The sequence below is a fragment of the Rufibacter sp. LB8 genome (genome assembly GCF_014876185.1).
GTDB lineage: Bacteria > Bacteroidota > Bacteroidia > Cytophagales > Hymenobacteraceae > Nibribacter.
The window spans coordinates 1-15,014 of the sequence record NZ_JADALJ010000002.1; the positions used below are offsets into that span (position 1 = coordinate 1).

General features: G+C 50.0%; 16 protein-coding genes and 1 pseudogene. All 17 read left to right on the top strand.

Annotated elements, in window-relative coordinates; translation table 11 throughout:
- Positions 1 to 504: pseudogene (locus IMY23_RS19210) on the top strand (hypothetical protein); the annotation flags it as partial.
- A gap of 115 nt (positions 505 to 619) precedes the next feature.
- A complete protein-coding gene (locus IMY23_RS19215) occupies positions 620 to 1,846 on the top strand; it encodes a hypothetical protein (protein WP_192823844.1) in 1,227 nt (408 codons plus the stop codon).
- 31 nt (positions 1,847 to 1,877) lie between these two features.
- Positions 1,878 to 2,642 (top strand): conjugal transfer protein TraK, encoded by a 765-nt coding sequence (locus IMY23_RS19220; RefSeq protein WP_192823845.1) that lies wholly within the window; start codon positions 1,878 to 1,880, stop codon positions 2,640 to 2,642.
- A gap of 19 nt (positions 2,643 to 2,661) precedes the next feature.
- Entirely contained in the window at positions 2,662 to 3,522 is an 861-nt protein-coding gene (locus IMY23_RS19225; protein ID WP_192823846.1) for a DUF4138 domain-containing protein, read from the top strand.
- 13 nt (positions 3,523 to 3,535) lie between these two features.
- Positions 3,536 to 4,885: a conjugative transposon protein TraM gene (traM, locus tag IMY23_RS19230; protein WP_192823847.1), complete on the top strand. Its 1,350-nt coding sequence runs from the start codon at positions 3,536 to 3,538 to the stop codon at positions 4,883 to 4,885.
- A gap of 30 nt (positions 4,886 to 4,915) precedes the next feature.
- A complete protein-coding gene (locus tag IMY23_RS19235; protein WP_192823848.1) occupies positions 4,916 to 5,800 on the top strand; it encodes a hypothetical protein in 885 nt (294 codons plus the stop codon).
- Between the two features lie 3 nt (positions 5,801 to 5,803).
- Positions 5,804 to 6,343 carry a hypothetical protein gene (locus IMY23_RS19240; protein WP_192823849.1) on the top strand — a complete coding sequence of 180 codons (540 nt, stop codon included), beginning with the start codon at positions 5,804 to 5,806 and terminating at the stop codon, positions 6,341 to 6,343.
- 216 nt (positions 6,344 to 6,559) lie between these two features.
- Complete coding sequence (locus IMY23_RS19245; RefSeq protein WP_192823850.1) at positions 6,560 to 6,814, top strand: hypothetical protein; 255 nt, start codon at positions 6,560 to 6,562, stop codon at positions 6,812 to 6,814.
- A gap of 62 nt (positions 6,815 to 6,876) precedes the next feature.
- Positions 6,877 to 7,206 carry a hypothetical protein gene (locus IMY23_RS19250; RefSeq protein ID WP_192823851.1) on the top strand — a complete coding sequence of 110 codons (330 nt, stop codon included), beginning with the start codon at positions 6,877 to 6,879 and terminating at the stop codon, positions 7,204 to 7,206.
- Between the two features lie 14 nt (positions 7,207 to 7,220).
- Entirely contained in the window at positions 7,221 to 7,532 is a 312-nt protein-coding gene (locus tag IMY23_RS19255; RefSeq protein WP_192823852.1) for a hypothetical protein, read from the top strand.
- 4 nt (positions 7,533 to 7,536) lie between these two features.
- Positions 7,537 to 7,785, top strand: coding sequence for a hypothetical protein (locus IMY23_RS19260; protein ID WP_181307962.1), 249 nt, complete (start codon positions 7,537 to 7,539; stop codon positions 7,783 to 7,785).
- A 349-nt stretch (positions 7,786 to 8,134) separates the two neighbouring features.
- On the top strand, positions 8,135 to 8,530 hold the full coding sequence (locus IMY23_RS19265) for a hypothetical protein (protein ID WP_192823853.1): 396 nt from the start codon (positions 8,135 to 8,137) through the stop codon (positions 8,528 to 8,530).
- Positions 8,531 to 8,855: 325 nt separating this feature from the next.
- Positions 8,856 to 9,134 (top strand): heavy metal-binding domain-containing protein, encoded by a 279-nt coding sequence (locus IMY23_RS19270; protein WP_192823948.1) that lies wholly within the window; start codon positions 8,856 to 8,858, stop codon positions 9,132 to 9,134.
- 113 nt (positions 9,135 to 9,247) lie between these two features.
- Positions 9,248 to 10,528, top strand: coding sequence for an efflux RND transporter permease subunit (locus IMY23_RS20180; protein ID WP_192823854.1), 1,281 nt, complete (start codon positions 9,248 to 9,250; stop codon positions 10,526 to 10,528).
- Complete coding sequence (locus IMY23_RS20185) at positions 10,521 to 12,413, top strand: efflux RND transporter permease subunit (RefSeq protein WP_192823855.1); 1,893 nt, start codon at positions 10,521 to 10,523, stop codon at positions 12,411 to 12,413. The genes IMY23_RS20180 and IMY23_RS20185 overlap by 8 nt, the downstream gene beginning before the upstream one ends.
- Positions 12,397 to 13,662: a TolC family protein gene (locus IMY23_RS19285; RefSeq protein WP_192823856.1), complete on the top strand. Its 1,266-nt coding sequence runs from the start codon at positions 12,397 to 12,399 to the stop codon at positions 13,660 to 13,662. The genes IMY23_RS20185 and IMY23_RS19285 overlap by 17 nt, the downstream gene beginning before the upstream one ends.
- Positions 13,640 to 14,968, top strand: coding sequence for an efflux RND transporter periplasmic adaptor subunit (locus IMY23_RS19290; RefSeq protein ID WP_192823857.1), 1,329 nt, complete (start codon positions 13,640 to 13,642; stop codon positions 14,966 to 14,968). Before IMY23_RS19285 ends, IMY23_RS19290 begins: the two co-directional genes overlap by 23 nt.
- Positions 14,969 to 15,014 lie beyond the last annotated feature (46 nt).

A 15,014-nucleotide genomic window follows, 5' to 3' on the forward strand; every position in this document is an offset into this window, starting at 1 on the left:
TACCGCACCATCCGGAAAACCAACGGTTCGATTACCATTATCACGCAGGGGATTCAGGAAATCGTGGAAAGCAGAATAGGCTATGCGCTGATTAATAACAGCTCCACCAAGATTATCCTGCGGCACTCGAATCCGGACTCCCTAGCTAAACTGCAGACCCCGCTGGGCTTCACCAACCACGAGATGGATTTAATCAAATCCGTCCGTTCTACGGCTGATTTCCGGGAGTTCTTTATCAAGCAAGGCACCAAGGGGAAAGTGTACATCCTGGAGGCTGCCCCGGAACTGGGGGCCATCTTAAGTTCCAAACCCGTGGAGCGTAATCACCTGAACCGCTTGGTGAAACGGTACCAACAACAGCACAAGCGGTTTGCCATGGATAAAAACGGCAAGGTGAAAATGGAAAACGGCTACCCTGTTTTTGAGACGTTCACCGAACAGCGATTGGATTATGCGGTGGAGCAATTCACGGAAGATAAAAGAGCGGGCCTATTAGGCAAATGAAATGGAGGCAGTATTACTCTTCGTAGCCCACGGAATTGATGACAGTTTCCTAAGAGCCTGTGACCGTTCCCTTGAGACTGTCCTGGCGGTGTGCCGGTTCATTACGCCTACGTTTATGAGCATTGCCCTGATCATCTCCATAGGACGGGGGTATTTGTCTGGGCATGGTTTGCAGATTGACTTTTCGCCCATTATCAAGGCTTTGGCCCTATTCCTGGTGCTCTTCTTTTATCAGGACCTGATGAATGTCCTGGGGGCTGGCATTAAAGGAGTGACGCAGCTATTCGATGGTTCGGGCAACGTAGGCGAAGCCCTGCAGAAGCTGACAACGCCACCAGGCATTGCCGCAGCGGCTCAATCCGATCATGTAGCGCAGACAGACGTGGTAGAGCAGGGTGGGGCCTGGTATTCTAAAATCTATAACAGCATCGCCAATTTTTCCCTGATGAACCTGATCACCCAGTTCTTTACCACGACTACGGTGATGCTGGTAAGGCAAATAGTGCTGTTTATCCGGCAATTCGTGCTAGGGTTCCTGTACGTAATCGGCCCCATCGCTATCTGCCTTTCCGTAATCCCCGCTTTTTCCGGGCTGGCCGGGAAATGGATGCAAAACTTTATCGCGGTACAGTTCTGGGCCCTGACCATGAATTTACTTGATTTGATCTATTCCAATTTTGCCGACCAGAATACTGCCGTAGGAGGTGTGTTTGGCGGTATGGTCACCCCAGGTCAAGGTTTCAATGACGTGCAATTCCTGCTAATGTCGGTCGCTTTCATTATTCTTTACTGCATGGTGCCTACCCTAACGGGCTATTTCATCGGCTCCACCGCAGTCCAAGGTTTTATGAGCGCGGCGGTAGGCGTTGCTGCCGGAGCGGCCAGCACGGCAGCGGGAGTGGTTGCCCCCCCTGCCGCAGGTGGCGGGGTCTCCGGCGTGCTTGGCAGGGCAATGGGATTCAGCAATTCTGGCGGCGGTAGTGCAGGCAGTGGGAGTTTGGGGGGAGAAACCGGGTCTGGTTCTGTTTTCTCAGGTGCGGCCCCGGCCATGCCCACGAGTGGTGGTGCCGGCACATCCGTTCGCTATAACGGCAGCATGGCTACTGCTGCTCCAGCCATGGCTTCCGGCGGATACGCTGGTGGGGCTAGCAGAGACACTACCTATGATTCCGGCTTTGGCACCGATAGCACAGCGCCTTATGACGCTCCTGATGATGGTGCTTCTGCCCTCCCTTCCATGGGTTCCTCGGGATTTATGCGCAACTCAGTAAGGAGAAGGAGGGAAAACCGAAAACCTCCAGCGTGGGATGAGGATGATTTAGATGACATATTCATTGATTGAAAATTGATTCAGGAATTTAAAGCTGGGATATATGAGTAACATAAAAGATTTGAACACCTCCTTTAAAACCATGAGAACCATTTCACTAGCCTGTATTATTGGGTTCGTGGTATTAGCGGTAAGCGCAGGATATGGGTTCTACAAGGTCACCCAGGATGCGGGGCGACGGGTGTACGTGGTAACTAATTCGGGTTCGGCAGCGGCTCTGGCCGTTGAGGAGGATACCCATACGCCGTTTGAAGCCCGGAACATGGTGAAAGGATTTATGAAAACTATGTTTGGCCATGACCAATACACTTTCAAGCAGAACCTTGATGCTGCTTTGCCTTTAATTGAAGGTGCAGGCGGCCGCAGGATCTTCGAGAACTTTAACCGGGGGCAAGTGTTGCAGAATTACCAGAGATACTCGGCACGCTCAGTACTGGACGTGGACAGCATCTATTTGGACATGAAAACCCGGCCCTATTCGGGCAGAGTCTACACCAAACAGCGCATTTTTATCGGCGACCAGCAACGGCAGAGCCTGCCGATGGCGGCCAAGTTCAACCTCGTGGAGACGGACCGCTCTGATGAGAATCCTTATGGGCTGCTGATCACAAACTTTGACTACATCGCCTATAACCCACCGGTTTCGCGTGAAGAAAAAGAATTCCTGCAGCAACAGGAAGCTGAACGGCAAAGAAGACTCCGGGATGCCGCCGCAGGGGCAGGTGTAGCGCCACCTCCCGGCTATTCCACACCGGCACCGGCGGATGGTTCACCGGCTGCCCCTGGAGCTGTACCGCCTAATCAGTAAACTTCCAAAATTCCATGTTATGAAAAATACATTCTTTGGGTTTGTTATTTTCCTCTTGTCTCTGGCAGCAGGTTCGGCCAGCGCGCAAAAAGTAACCCCGCTTTCGGATATAGCCGTGTCTGATTCCTCTACCACTTATATGGTCTTCAATGGCCCGGTTTCCTTGGTGGATGTGGGAATGGCCGGGAATTACCTGGTGAAGATCGAGGCAAACGCTGTCTTTGTCCGGGCCAGGAAAAAGAACACCGTGCCTACCCCTATCCTGATCCGTTACGGCTCTGAATACTGGATGGGACGGCTGGTGTACGCCCCTGGCCCTGTGATGCAGCTGTATGATTTCAAAGACGGCACACCCAGCTTGAATAACGGAACGGGTTCTGCCTACTCGGGAAGCACCCCGGATAATGAACTGGCAATGGATAAATCAGCGGAAAAGAAAGAAGTGATAGAAAGCAACCTGCTCAAGCTGCGCAAAGCCAAAGAAGAGAACCAATCGGTGGCGGTGGTGGAAAATGACCTGGTGCTGTCGCTGGCCAACATCCGCAACGACAAAGACTTCACATATCTGCGCTTTAAGGTTATCAATAAGACGAATATCGACTACAACGTGGATTTTATTGATTTCCAGCTGGTGGAGAATTCCGAGAAGAAATTCCTGGGGAGGAAAAAGAATGAAGCCAGACGGCCCCTGGCCCCGTCCGGTGGTGAATCAAACCAGAATATCACCGGGCGTTCCACTGGTTACCTTACCTATGCTGTCCCGCTTTATGCGGCCACGGAAAACGGTTACCTGGAAGTGACGCTGCGGGAACTTAACGGGGCACGGGTACTGGTACTCCCTATTCCTTCCAAAGTAATAAACAGGGCTTCTACCATTTAACGATATTGTAAGAATGGATAACCTAAACGAGTATGGCCCTGAAAACGACTTCAGGGACTCCCCAACTACCAGTTATTCCGCGCCGGAGAAAGCGAAACGCACGCCTGTAGAAATACTGAAAGAGCACTGGTTCAAGTTACTGCTGGGCTTGGTGATGCTGATTTTCGCCGGGCTGTTCCTTTGGCTGAAATCGGCGCAGAACGCTGCTGAGCAAAACACGGTACCGGTGGCGGCGGCCTCCGAGAACATTGAGCAAGCTATCCCTGACGTGGTAACGGATAACCTGGGAAACAAAACGCCTTCCGCTATTTTAGAGGAACAGCGCAAAGCCGAACAGGAGGCACAGTATGCGCAGGCTGCTCCGTCGGAAGAAGAGGTAGCCAATGCGTTTGTGGTAGACACGGCCGGGCAGGCGGCACGGAGGCGATATAATTTGCAATTGCAACAGCAGGCAAAGCTGGCAGCCCAGGAGGTCGATACTGTGGAAACCACGGTCCAAGACCAATCCACCGGTCAATACCGCACGCAACAAATCATCGTACCGCGTAATACCAACCGCCGGAGCGGGTCCCGCCCAACCGCCAATAACATGGTGGCGCCTGCTTACGATGCGGACGGAACCCCCTTCGAGACAAACCCGGAAGTTTTGCGGATGCTGGCCGCCTCTTCCCCGCAGACCCGCCGGATATATGAGCAGACGACTGGAAAGCGTTACCGGGAACCTGGTGCGGCCAATGCCCCCAGAGAGGCGCAGGCAGCCCTGCCCGGGGCCGACGGCTTCAATACCTATAAAGTGACGAATGCCCGTTTCAACCCAGGAGATTCGAATACCCGACAGGGAACCCTTACCCCTGATGTCTTTTATAAATGCGTGATTTCCGGGGAGCAAAAAATAAGAACCGGTTCTGTGGTAATCATGCGCCTGCTGGAGGATGCCGTGGTATCTGGGGTAACCTTCCCCAAAAACATGGTTTTTGCCGGTATCGCCAAGGTGGAATCCAACCGGGTGACGGTACAGATTGAGCGCTTAGGCCCTACCAGGGTGAAAGCTGACATTTTTGATTTCAATTATATGCCGGGTATCATGATAGACCCGGAAAAGAAAATCGCCAAGGATGCGAACCAGGGAATATACGATGCGCAGCGGCAAGCAAGCCAGGAACTGAGCACGGCCATTGACCGTTCAGCCTCGGCGGCAAACTCGGTGGTAGGGGTGGCCGGTAGGGTTGCGGCCAACGTGGTCTCCAAACCCAGGTCCCGCCAACGGCTGAGGGATGTCCTTCTGCCAGACGGGTATCCGATATTAATTACTTCCGCTGCGGCGGGGCAAATGGCTCCCGCTGCCAGCGCAGGGGCAAATTGATTTATTGAGTTCAATTTAAAAAGGTGTTGTATGAAAAGAGTGGTTATTACGGTATTGGCGGCAGGGCTGCTGGTATTCCGTCCCAGCAATACGGACGCCCAGATGGTGGTGAACGACCCTATCCACATGGGAGTACATATCAGTGATTTTGCCAAACGCCTGGCGCAATGGGCGGAAACAGTGCAAAATTACCAGGTGATAAAAGATGCGAAAACCATTGCCGGGGTGACCAAGGATATCACCGGGGAAGTAAAGGACCTGACTTCTGAGGGATTGGCCTTGCAAAAACAGATTCAAGAAGACCTGCGGAAAGTAAACAGCATCGTGGATCTGCGCATATCCAACCCGGCAGAGTTGTTCGCCCGGGCCCTGGCCATGTCCGGGGGCAATTCCGGCACGCACTACATGCCGCACTTCTCAAAGGCCCAGCGGCTGCGGGTGGCCCTGCAGAACAACAATCCGGAGGAAGACATCAAAACCATCTTCTCTGTGTTTTCACGGACTTCTGGGGATTCTGACAACAATGACCGCATGAGTTCGGCGGAATATGTAGAACGCCGGGAAGAATCTGCGGTTTCTGCCTACGCCTACGAGGAAATGAACCAGAAAAAGAAAATCCAGACGGCTCTGAATTATTACAAGATTGCCGATGAAATGACCGAGCAAAGCATTGAGATGAACGCCACCCTGAAGAACCCCGGTCGGTATTCCATGACCGAGGGGGAGCGCATGGCCATGATTAACTCCTCTAACGAGAACATGGTTCGGGCCATGCAACTGCGGCAGGAAGCTGACAGGCTGATTGCGGAAAGTTCCCAGAAAGGGCCTGCGCATATTGCCGCTGAAATGGTCTATACCGACCTGATTGCGCAAAAGCAGTTGATTGATTTGGAAAGAAGGACTAAAAATTATTAAGAGATGAAGAAGGCGCTGCTCTCCCTGCTTTTATTTATCGGCCTCAGCACATTGTCACCTGCACTGGCACAACGGCACGTCAGACACATTTCCGCTTGGGGTGCGCATTATGGCCGTACCGAAAAGGGGAAATTTTACGAGGGTAGTTATATGAATTACCTGACTGATAAACTGAGCGTACGGGTCAGCGGTTTGAGGGAGTTTGGCGACTTAGAGGTAAGTGGGGAATACTCTGCCTTCAGTGGCCGGGGGTTCTTGGCACCGCAGTTATTCCGGATTGGTGAATTCGCCTATTTCCACCTGCTCTTTGGAGGTGCCGCTTCCTATGAAAGGACGGGGGAAGATTCCGACGGGGAAGGGAGTAATTCGGGCAGACGCGAACGTTTTACCTACGGGCCTCAAGCTGGCGCCGAAGTGGACTTCTTCTTTGGCAATCGGATTTCGTTGGTTGCAACCGGGATAAAGGGGAAGACGTTTAACAAGACTCACTTGGACGAGTGGCCAGGCTTTTTCAGTCTCGGCCTTAGATACCACTTCAGATAATTTCCTATATTAATAGTAAAAAGTACCCTCCTTTTGGCAGGGTACTTTTTTTTTAGCCATACATTTATAATGTATATTATTTAAACTATAAATGTATCATATTATATACAGACCTCGTATTATATGAAATGAACGCAGTTAAATTTATTACTTGCAAGCGAATAGAGAGCGGAGGAATAACTGCTTTCATATACAGCATTTATATAATTGCCAGCTATGAAAATCTCGGATGAACCAGTTAAACTGTTTTTAGAATTGCAAAAAAAGCTTCCCGCAGTATTAGCCTCTTTTGGAATTAAACAGGTCTACGTCTATAAGGGGATTGGAATGCCACGCCCTACCTGGGAGGTGAAGAAGAGAAACCAAACCTTTACCATTTCAGAAATGCAGGACATCTGTGACTTGATTAATACTGGTAAAACCAAACCAAGGGAGCATAATAAAAGTAGAATCGTGGAAGTCAAAAATTGATTTTATAATTTCAAAAATGTACGGTTATGGGTAGTATGTTTTTGCAGGTAGATACCCCTAACATGATGTTCAGGGATTTATTGGAGCCTATAGCTGGGCCACTGACAATAATAGTAGTGGTGGGGGCAGTTGTCTATGCGTTCATAAGGAGAAGAAGCTATAACCGTAAACTTTATAACGCCATTACCCGGCCTACGGTGATATACCAGCAAGGTGCGGCCCCTACTCCGGCTATTCCTGTAGATGGTTCGCCTGCTTTATCTACAGAAGAATTCCTTAGGCTATCCTGGGAGGAAAGAGAGGCCCTTTACAGAAATAGAATCATAGAGCTAAGGGATACGAACCGGAGACTGAGGGCCAGAATGAAAGAGGCAGGATTACCGACAGACTAATTTACAATTGCAAAATGAAACCTTTGGATATTGAGGGGCTGGCAAGGCAGTCTGATTTCGACTACAGTTTCAACGGGGATATACTAACTATCCGGGACCTGGATAAAGGCAACAAATCAGTAACCAATAACATTGATAACATCTTAGCTTATATCAATCTATTCATCCCTGTATCTGATTACCTGGTTATGTATTTGGATTCCTCCGGAATTTGGGATGGTGTGGCCATTCAGGAAATTCCGGGTAGTTTCTCCTGCCGATTCTTCCCCTTGAATGAAAAGGACTATGATAAAGCAGTAGTTAAAATGAACTTTTTACAATTGTAACGCCATGAACCTGTATCAATTTAATTTTTTAGACCGAAACGGTAGGGCCAATGTAGTTTGGGACTTAGGAAATTTCATTAAAACTATAAATCAAAACGGCGTATGCAAAGCACTCTATGCCATGGGTGATTTCTTTGCAGAAATACACTTTTCACCGGAAGATGGAATTAAGGATGTGCGGGGGTTTAAAAGTAAAACCCGTTTATTACCCTATAAAAATATAGGATTGTCCCTGTTGACTGTTTTAAACTAGTTTAGCCCAAAATCAACCGGCTCTCCTAGAAAAGACAGAAAGTATGTAATCATTAGGGCGGTAGGGGAAAACAAAATCCCTGAAGTTGGTTCTACCACAACCTACCTATCTAAAATACAAAGTATAAACTTAAATCCGGAATCATTTGTATTTATTATTTCGGATTACAGTTCCAAGTCGGAGTAAGCATTCATACTTTAAATTTTAACCGATTTATATAACTTTTATCAAAAATTATATAACATCATAATACAAAATTGTTTATACTTTTGCAAGATTGGAATTAGTATGTCGGCAACTCTCTTTGATTGTTACCGTTTGATACTTAGACAAATAGATAGCATCTTAGATGAAGGCACTGCAAAAATTTATTCACCTTAGCTTAATTGCAGCCATTTTACTGGCTTCTTTTGGCTTCCGCGTGAATATCTCGCATTGCTCAATGAAAGAAGGCCAGTCTATTAGCTTTTTTTCATCCCCCACCTGTTGCTGCGGGAAAACCGCAAAAACCCCAAAGAAGTCCTGTAATGACATGTCTTGTGTCATGCAGAGGGGAGTAGCCACGCAGACAAATTTCAACTCCGCGGCCCAGCAGGTAGCAAAGACGGTGAAAGAACCGGTACTGTCCCCAAACTTTACCGAAACAATCCGTCCTGCCATTCTTGAAGCTGAACCTCACTTTACATTGCCACCTCCGTTCTCCGGCAGGTTCATCGGCATTTTAAATCAGACGTTTATTATTTGAGTACCCAATCTTTAGAAGTGGCCAATTATCCTTCCTTCGGCTTTCTTCTATCCTGTAAATTCATAACAGCTTTGTGCAACTAGGCTATTGGTCCAAAAGACTAATATGACTGCTTGCATTTCAACCTTGCTTTAGCCTCATGCTTTAGGCAAATCCGCATTCGCTGATTCCTGAATTTATAGCCTCTACTTATCTTATTTTTCTTTACAGTTAAACTGTCACTCAGAGCATCTGAAATGGCTAATCCTTCATTGATTGGCTTTTGGGTGCTTATGTGTCTGGAAGACTGATTATATGTATTTCAAATTTATAACCCTACCTAATTATGAAATATTTAAAAGTAACAATGGCTGCGGTCTGCCTCGGCTTGACTTCATTCTCAGCCTGTAACAGCTCTGGAACAGAACAAAAAGCAACTGAAGGAACAACTTCTGAGGCCCAGGTAGCCGGAGTAACCTACACTTGCCCCATGCACCCAGAGGTGGTGAGTGACGTGAAGGGCAAATGCCCTAAGTGTGGCATGTTCCTAGAGGAAGTTAAACCAGGCGAAAAACTGGATTCTGCCGCCGCAGCCCAACAGCACCACGAAGGAGAACAGCACTAGTCTCTTCTGAATTTCTTACGGTCAAGACTTATTGCTACCGTCGTTTTGGGGTTGTCTTAAGTAAAGCAGCCCCAAAACACTAAGCCATCAATGCCATATATCTTACTCATTTTATGATTGGCAAATTAATTTCTTTTTCGCTCCGTAACCGGATGATTGTCTTGCTCATAGCCGCAGGCATGTTTGGGTGGGGAGCTTATTCCGTCACCACCAGCAAGGTAGACGCCATCCCTGATCTTTCTGAGAACCAGGTGATCGTGTTCACCGAGTGGATGGGTCGAAGCCCTCAAATTATTGAGGACCAGGTGACCTATCCCTTGGTGACCAACCTGCAGGGCATGCCCCAGGTAAAATATGTACGGGGTGTCTCTATGTTCGGGATGAGCTTCATCTACATCATCTTCGACGACCAGACAGATATCTACTGGGCACGTGAGCGGGTTCTGGAACGGTTAAACTACGCCAACCGGCTACTCCCGGAGGGGGCCATACCCACCTTAGGCCCAGATGGCACCGGGGTTGGGCATATCCTTTGGTACACCCTAGATGCCCAAGGCATGGACCTAGGAGAGCAAAGGGCGGTCCAGGATTGGTACGTGAAGTTCGCCTTGCAGAATGTGCCGGGCGTGAGTGAAATCGCCTCTTTCGGGGGCTTCCAGAAACAGTACCAAATTACCGTTGACCCTAACAAACTCACTTACTACAACCTGTCGGTGCCGCAGGTGATGGCCGCCGTGAGGGCCAACAACAATGAGAGCGGAGGGCGGAAGTTTGAGATGAGCGACATCGGCTACATCATCAAAACCACGGGCTATCTCGAATCCATGGAAGAGATAGAAAGCATTCCCATCACCACCCAAAATACCATTCCCGTGAGTGTGCGGGATGTGGCCACCGTGCAGATGACGGGGGAAAGCCGCTTGGGCATCTTTGATCTGAACGGCGAGGGCGAGGCCGTGGGCGGTATTGTGGTGATGCGGTACGGCGAGAATGCCGAGGAGGTCATCCGGAACGTCAAAGCCAAGATGGAAGAGGTATCGGCGGGTCTGCCGAAGGGCGTCAAGTTCAACATTGTCTATGATAGAAGCGGACTCATTAATGAGTCTGTGGATTCCATCAAAAAGACGCTGATAGAGGAGATGCTGGTAGCTTCTGCCATTGTGTTCCTGTTCCTTTTCCACTGGCGCAGCGCCCTTATTATTATTATTCAATTGCCGCTTTCCATAGCCATCGGGTTCATCCTTTTGAACGCCTTTGGTATTACTTCCAACATCATGTCCTTAACAGGAATTGCACTGTCTATTGGAGTGATTGTAGATGACGCCATTGTGATGGTAGAAAACGCATACCGGCACCTAGCAGATGCCCAATTAGAAGAAGAGAACCATGGATAATAAAAAGCGACTGTCCATTATAGAGAAAGCCTCTAAGCAGGTGGGGCCCAGTGTGTTTTGGAGTACCATTATCATTATAACCTCTTTCTTGCCAGTATTCCTTCTAACTGGGCAGGAAGGGCGTCTTTTCAGTCCCTTGGCTTGGACAAAGACCTTTATCCTTATTGTAGATGCCTTTGTGGCTATCACGGTTACGCCGGTACTTTTGTCCCTTCTCTTAAAAGGTAAATTTAAACCAGAGAGCGCAAATCCCATCAACCGTGGGCTGGAGAGATTTTATGGTCCAATCCTACGCTGGTGCCTAAACTGGCGAAAAACCACTATTGGCCTCAATGTCCTCGCTTTGGCGGTGAGTATTCCGATGCTGATGAGCCTGGGTTCAGAGTTCATGCCTCCCCTGGATGAAAGTTCTATCCTATTTATGCCAGTGACTTTGCCTGACATCTCCAATGCCGAGGCAAAACGCATTCTGCAAGTGCAGGATAAGATTATCAAGTCAATGCCAGAGGTGGAGCAGGTATTAGGCAAGGCGGGGCGGGCAAATACTGCCACAGACAACTCCCCCATCAGCATGATTGAAACCATCATCCTACTGAAGCCTCAGTCAGAGTGGCGGGAGGGCATGACCAAAGCTAAGATCATCGCAGAGTTGGACCAGAAACTACAGATACCGGGCGTGATCAATGGTTGGACCCAGCCCATCATCAACCGCATTAATATGCTGGCGACGGGAATCAGGACAGACGTGGGGGTTAAAGTATATGGCCAAAGCCTAGACTCAATCGCAGTGGTATCTGAGAAAGTTCGCAACGCCCTGCAACAGATAGAGGGGGTAAAGGATTTGTATATTGAACCCGTCACCGGTGGGCGCTACCTGGAGATACAGACACGGCGTGAGGATTTGGGGCGATACGGCCTTTCCGTCAATGATGTGAACAGCGTGGTGGAGTCTGCCTTGGGAGGTGCCAGTATCGGCAACACGATTGAAGGCCGGCAACGCTTCTCTATTAATGTTCGTCTGGCGCAGGAGTACCGCAATAGCATTGACCGCATTCGCCGCATCCCTATTCAGTCTGGGGTAGCTGGCACTGTGCCACTTTCCGCGGTAGCCGATGTAAAGTTTGTGGACGGACCGCCCATGATCACTTCAGAAAACGCTCAGCTGCGGGGGGCGGTACTATTTAATGTGCGCGACCGTGATTTAGGCAGCACGGTGCAGGAGGCCATCAAAACCATCAATCAGGAGGTGACGGGAATCCCTAACGGCTACCACTTGGAGTGGAGCGGACAGTGGGAAAATCAGATCAGAGCCAACCAGACGTTGAAGATTATCATTCCCCTGGTAGTGCTCATCATCTTCCTGATCCTGTATTTCTCCTTCGGTTCTTTCAAGGAGGCTTTGCTAAATCTCATCACCATTCCATTCGCTTTGGTGGGCGGGGTGTTCATCGTGTATTTCTATGGCATCAACCTGTCCGTGGCAGTGGCGGTGGGATTTATTGCCCTTTTCGGGATGGCTGTGGAAACCGGCATGCTCATGGTTGTGTACCTGAATGAGGCCATGAACGAGTTGGTGGCGAAAAAGGGAAACTCCAGCCAAACCATCACCAAGCAGGATATAAGGGAGTATGTATTTCAGGGAGCGGCTAAGCGGCTAAGACCTAAAATAATGACCGTTTCAGTGTCGCTGTTCGGTTTGATACCTATTCTATGGGCCACTGGGGTAGGCACGGATGTGATGCTACCCATCGTGCTGCCGCTCATCGGCGGCGTCTTCACTTCTTCCATCCATATCCTGCTGGTAACCCCCGTGGTATTTGAGATGACCAAAGAGTATGAATTGCGAAAACACGGCAAACTAGAGATTTATGATGTCAAACATTAGAATATACCTGGGTGCCTTGCTCTTGCTGTTGGCTATGTCTGCCAAGGCCCAAACACCAGTTCTGCCACTGGATACGGTGCTGAGCCGCATATCCCAGAACAACGGCATGCTCAAGGAGATTGAGTTTAGGGCCAAGGCCCAGAACGCCATGGCCAAGGGTGCAAGGAGCCAGATGGCCCCCATGGTGGGTGCCGGGGTCTTCATGTATCCCTATCCAGGGCAAATGAAAATGACGGGGGAAGAGATGGGAGGGCAGGACGACGCCATGTACATGACGGCGGTGGAGCAGGAGATCACCAACCCCGCCAAACTGAAAGCCCGTGAGAAGTACCAGCTGTCCAGAGCCGCTATTGAGGAGGCCGGAAGGGATATGACCTTCAACCAACTCAGGGCGCAGGCCAAGGCTGCCTACTACCAATGGGTAGTGCTGGAGAAGAAACGGTCTGTGCTGGCCGAGAGCCAGCGCATCATGCAGTTCATGCTCAAGCTGGGAAAGGTTCGTTATCCCTACAACCAGAGTTCCCTGGGTAGTATATACAAAGCAGAGGGAAGGATAGGGGAGGTAGAGAACATGCTCACCATGACCGATAGCGAGATTGAGATGAAAAACATCCAGTTGAACATGCTCATGAACCTCCCTCCGGAAAATAGATTCAGGGTGGATACTACCGTGCGCGCACCTGAATTCATCGTGTTGCCAGACACTGGCGCTTTAAGCGCCGCCCGCAGTGACATACGCCAGATAGACCGAACCATCGAGTCTATGCAGCTTAACCTGCGGCTGGAAAACCTGCAGCGCAAACCGGATTTCGGGATTCGGTTCGAGAACATGATGCCCCGCGACAGGATGATGCCGCAGTCCTTTACCCTGATGGGCATGGTCTCCATTCCCATTGCGCCCTGGTCCTCCAAAATGTACAAGGCAAACGCCTCTGCCATGAACCTGGAGATCCAGGGGATGCATAAAGGAAGGGAGAGTCTTTTGAACGAGGCCCAAAACATGGTGGCGAGCATGGCTTTGGAACTGCAGGCGAAACGCACGCAGGTCCAGAACTATGAGAAAAAAATCATCCCGGCCCTGCGGCGCAACTATGAGACCACGCTCCTAAGTTATGAGCAGAACACAGGCCAATTGCCTTTGGTAATTGATGCATGGGAGGCCTTGAACATGGCCCAGATGGAATACCTCAATAACCTGGAGCAACTCTACCTAATAGGTGTGAACTATGAAAAAGAACTGGAAAAATAGGTTACTTGGGTTGATTCTCCTGCTGTTGCCCTTCTCCTTTACCGCCTGTAACAAAGAAAAAGAGGAGGCTACCGGCATGGAATATACCTGCCCTATGCACCCGCAGATCGTGCAGAACAAACCCGGTTCATGCCCCATCTGCGGCATGGATCTGGTGGCCAAGCAACCCGCCAATGCACCGGGAGTGGCCGTATCCACTGATTTAGATTATCTGTTGCAGCCATCTAACCAGGCGGTGGTTTCTTCTGTGCAGACCACGCACCCCGTGCAGAAACCGCTGGAGCAGGAAATCACCATGTCTGGCGTAGTGACCTATGACACGCGCCGGCAGTATATCATCCCCGCTAGGTTTGGCGGACGCGTTGAGAAGTTGTACGTGCAGTTTAACTACCAGAAAGTAAGCAAAGGGCAGAGGTTGTATGACATCTACAGCCCAGAGCTGGTCACTGCCCAGAAGGAACTGCTGTACCTGCTCCAGAACGACCCCAGTAACACGTCCCTCATAGCCGGCGCGCGCCAAAAGCTACGCTTGTTGGGTGCCACTGATGGGCAGATAAGGCAGTTGGCCAGAACGGGTAAGGAATCTTATACCTTCTCAGTATACAGCCCCTATACCGGCTATGTGTTGGATCCGGCAGTGACGGCAACCCCAACAGTAGCGCCAGCATCCGCCTCCGCCACAGGTGGTAGCGAAGACGGCATGGGCGGAATGGGCGGTTCAAGCGGCAGTGCCTCTAGCACAACAAACGCACCCGTTTCGGCTCCCCAAGGATTCGCAATCCGGGAAGGCATGTATGTGACAACCGGGCAAGCACTGCTAAAAGTAATTGACGCCTCCCAGGTTTGGGCGCAGTTCAACGTGGCCAGCAATGTGGCGGGCCAATTAAAGAAGGGGACTCCCATCACTATTTCCTTTAACCAGGTGGAGGGTAAAACCCTGCAGTCCTCGGTGCATTTGGTGGAGCCTGTGTATGAGGAGGGGGATAATTTTGTGCAGGTGAGAGCCTTGCTTCCGGCGAAGGGAAATCCGATTCTAATCGGCCAGGTCATTACAGGGAAAGTAACCTATGCCACTGGCTCCGCCCTGTGGGTTCCTAAGGATGCAGTTCTGGACCTCGGGGGCCAGTCGGTAGCATTCCTGAGAATGGACGGAATGTTCAAACCCATTGGTGTGCGCGTGGGGCAGAGGGCGGACGGTCTGTTAGAGATTGTGTCAGGGCTGAAAGTGAGTGACGTGATAGCCGCCAATGCGCAGTTCCTGGTGGACAGCGAGAGTTTTATTAGGATAGCAGACACAAACAGATGAGACATATAAAAAACCTATTCACCGTTTTACTGGCAACTGTTTTTTT

What these genes read in the sequence shown, in the direction of transcription:
- IMY23_RS19245 (WP_192823850.1), top strand. Translation starts at nt 6,560, where the DNA reads ATGAAAATCTCGGATGAACCAGTTAAACTGTTTTTAGAATTGCAAAAA.
- IMY23_RS19290 (WP_192823857.1), top strand. Translation starts at nt 13,640, where the DNA reads ATGAAAAAGAACTGGAAAAATAGGTTACTTGGGTTGATTCTCCTGCTG.
- IMY23_RS19235 (WP_192823848.1), top strand. Translation starts at nt 4,916, where the DNA reads ATGAAAAGAGTGGTTATTACGGTATTGGCGGCAGGGCTGCTGGTATTC.
- IMY23_RS19215 (WP_192823844.1), top strand. Translation starts at nt 620, where the DNA reads ATGAGCATTGCCCTGATCATCTCCATAGGACGGGGGTATTTGTCTGGG.
- IMY23_RS19240 (WP_192823849.1), top strand. Translation starts at nt 5,804, where the DNA reads ATGAAGAAGGCGCTGCTCTCCCTGCTTTTATTTATCGGCCTCAGCACA.
- IMY23_RS19250 (WP_192823851.1), top strand. Translation starts at nt 6,877, where the DNA reads ATGATGTTCAGGGATTTATTGGAGCCTATAGCTGGGCCACTGACAATA.
- IMY23_RS20185 (WP_192823855.1), top strand. Translation starts at nt 10,521, where the DNA reads ATGGATAATAAAAAGCGACTGTCCATTATAGAGAAAGCCTCTAAGCAG.
- IMY23_RS19285 (WP_192823856.1), top strand. Translation starts at nt 12,397, where the DNA reads ATGATGTCAAACATTAGAATATACCTGGGTGCCTTGCTCTTGCTGTTG.
- IMY23_RS20180 (WP_192823854.1), top strand. Translation starts at nt 9,248, where the DNA reads ATGATTGGCAAATTAATTTCTTTTTCGCTCCGTAACCGGATGATTGTC.
- IMY23_RS19270 (WP_192823948.1), top strand. Translation starts at nt 8,856, where the DNA reads ATGAAATATTTAAAAGTAACAATGGCTGCGGTCTGCCTCGGCTTGACT.
- IMY23_RS19225 (WP_192823846.1), top strand. Translation starts at nt 2,662, where the DNA reads ATGAAAAATACATTCTTTGGGTTTGTTATTTTCCTCTTGTCTCTGGCA.
- IMY23_RS19220 (WP_192823845.1), top strand. Translation starts at nt 1,878, where the DNA reads ATGAGTAACATAAAAGATTTGAACACCTCCTTTAAAACCATGAGAACC.
- traM (WP_192823847.1), top strand. Translation starts at nt 3,536, where the DNA reads ATGGATAACCTAAACGAGTATGGCCCTGAAAACGACTTCAGGGACTCC.
- IMY23_RS19265 (WP_192823853.1), top strand. Translation starts at nt 8,135, where the DNA reads ATGAAGGCACTGCAAAAATTTATTCACCTTAGCTTAATTGCAGCCATT.
- IMY23_RS19255 (WP_192823852.1), top strand. Translation starts at nt 7,221, where the DNA reads ATGAAACCTTTGGATATTGAGGGGCTGGCAAGGCAGTCTGATTTCGAC.
- IMY23_RS19260 (WP_181307962.1), top strand. Translation starts at nt 7,537, where the DNA reads ATGAACCTGTATCAATTTAATTTTTTAGACCGAAACGGTAGGGCCAAT.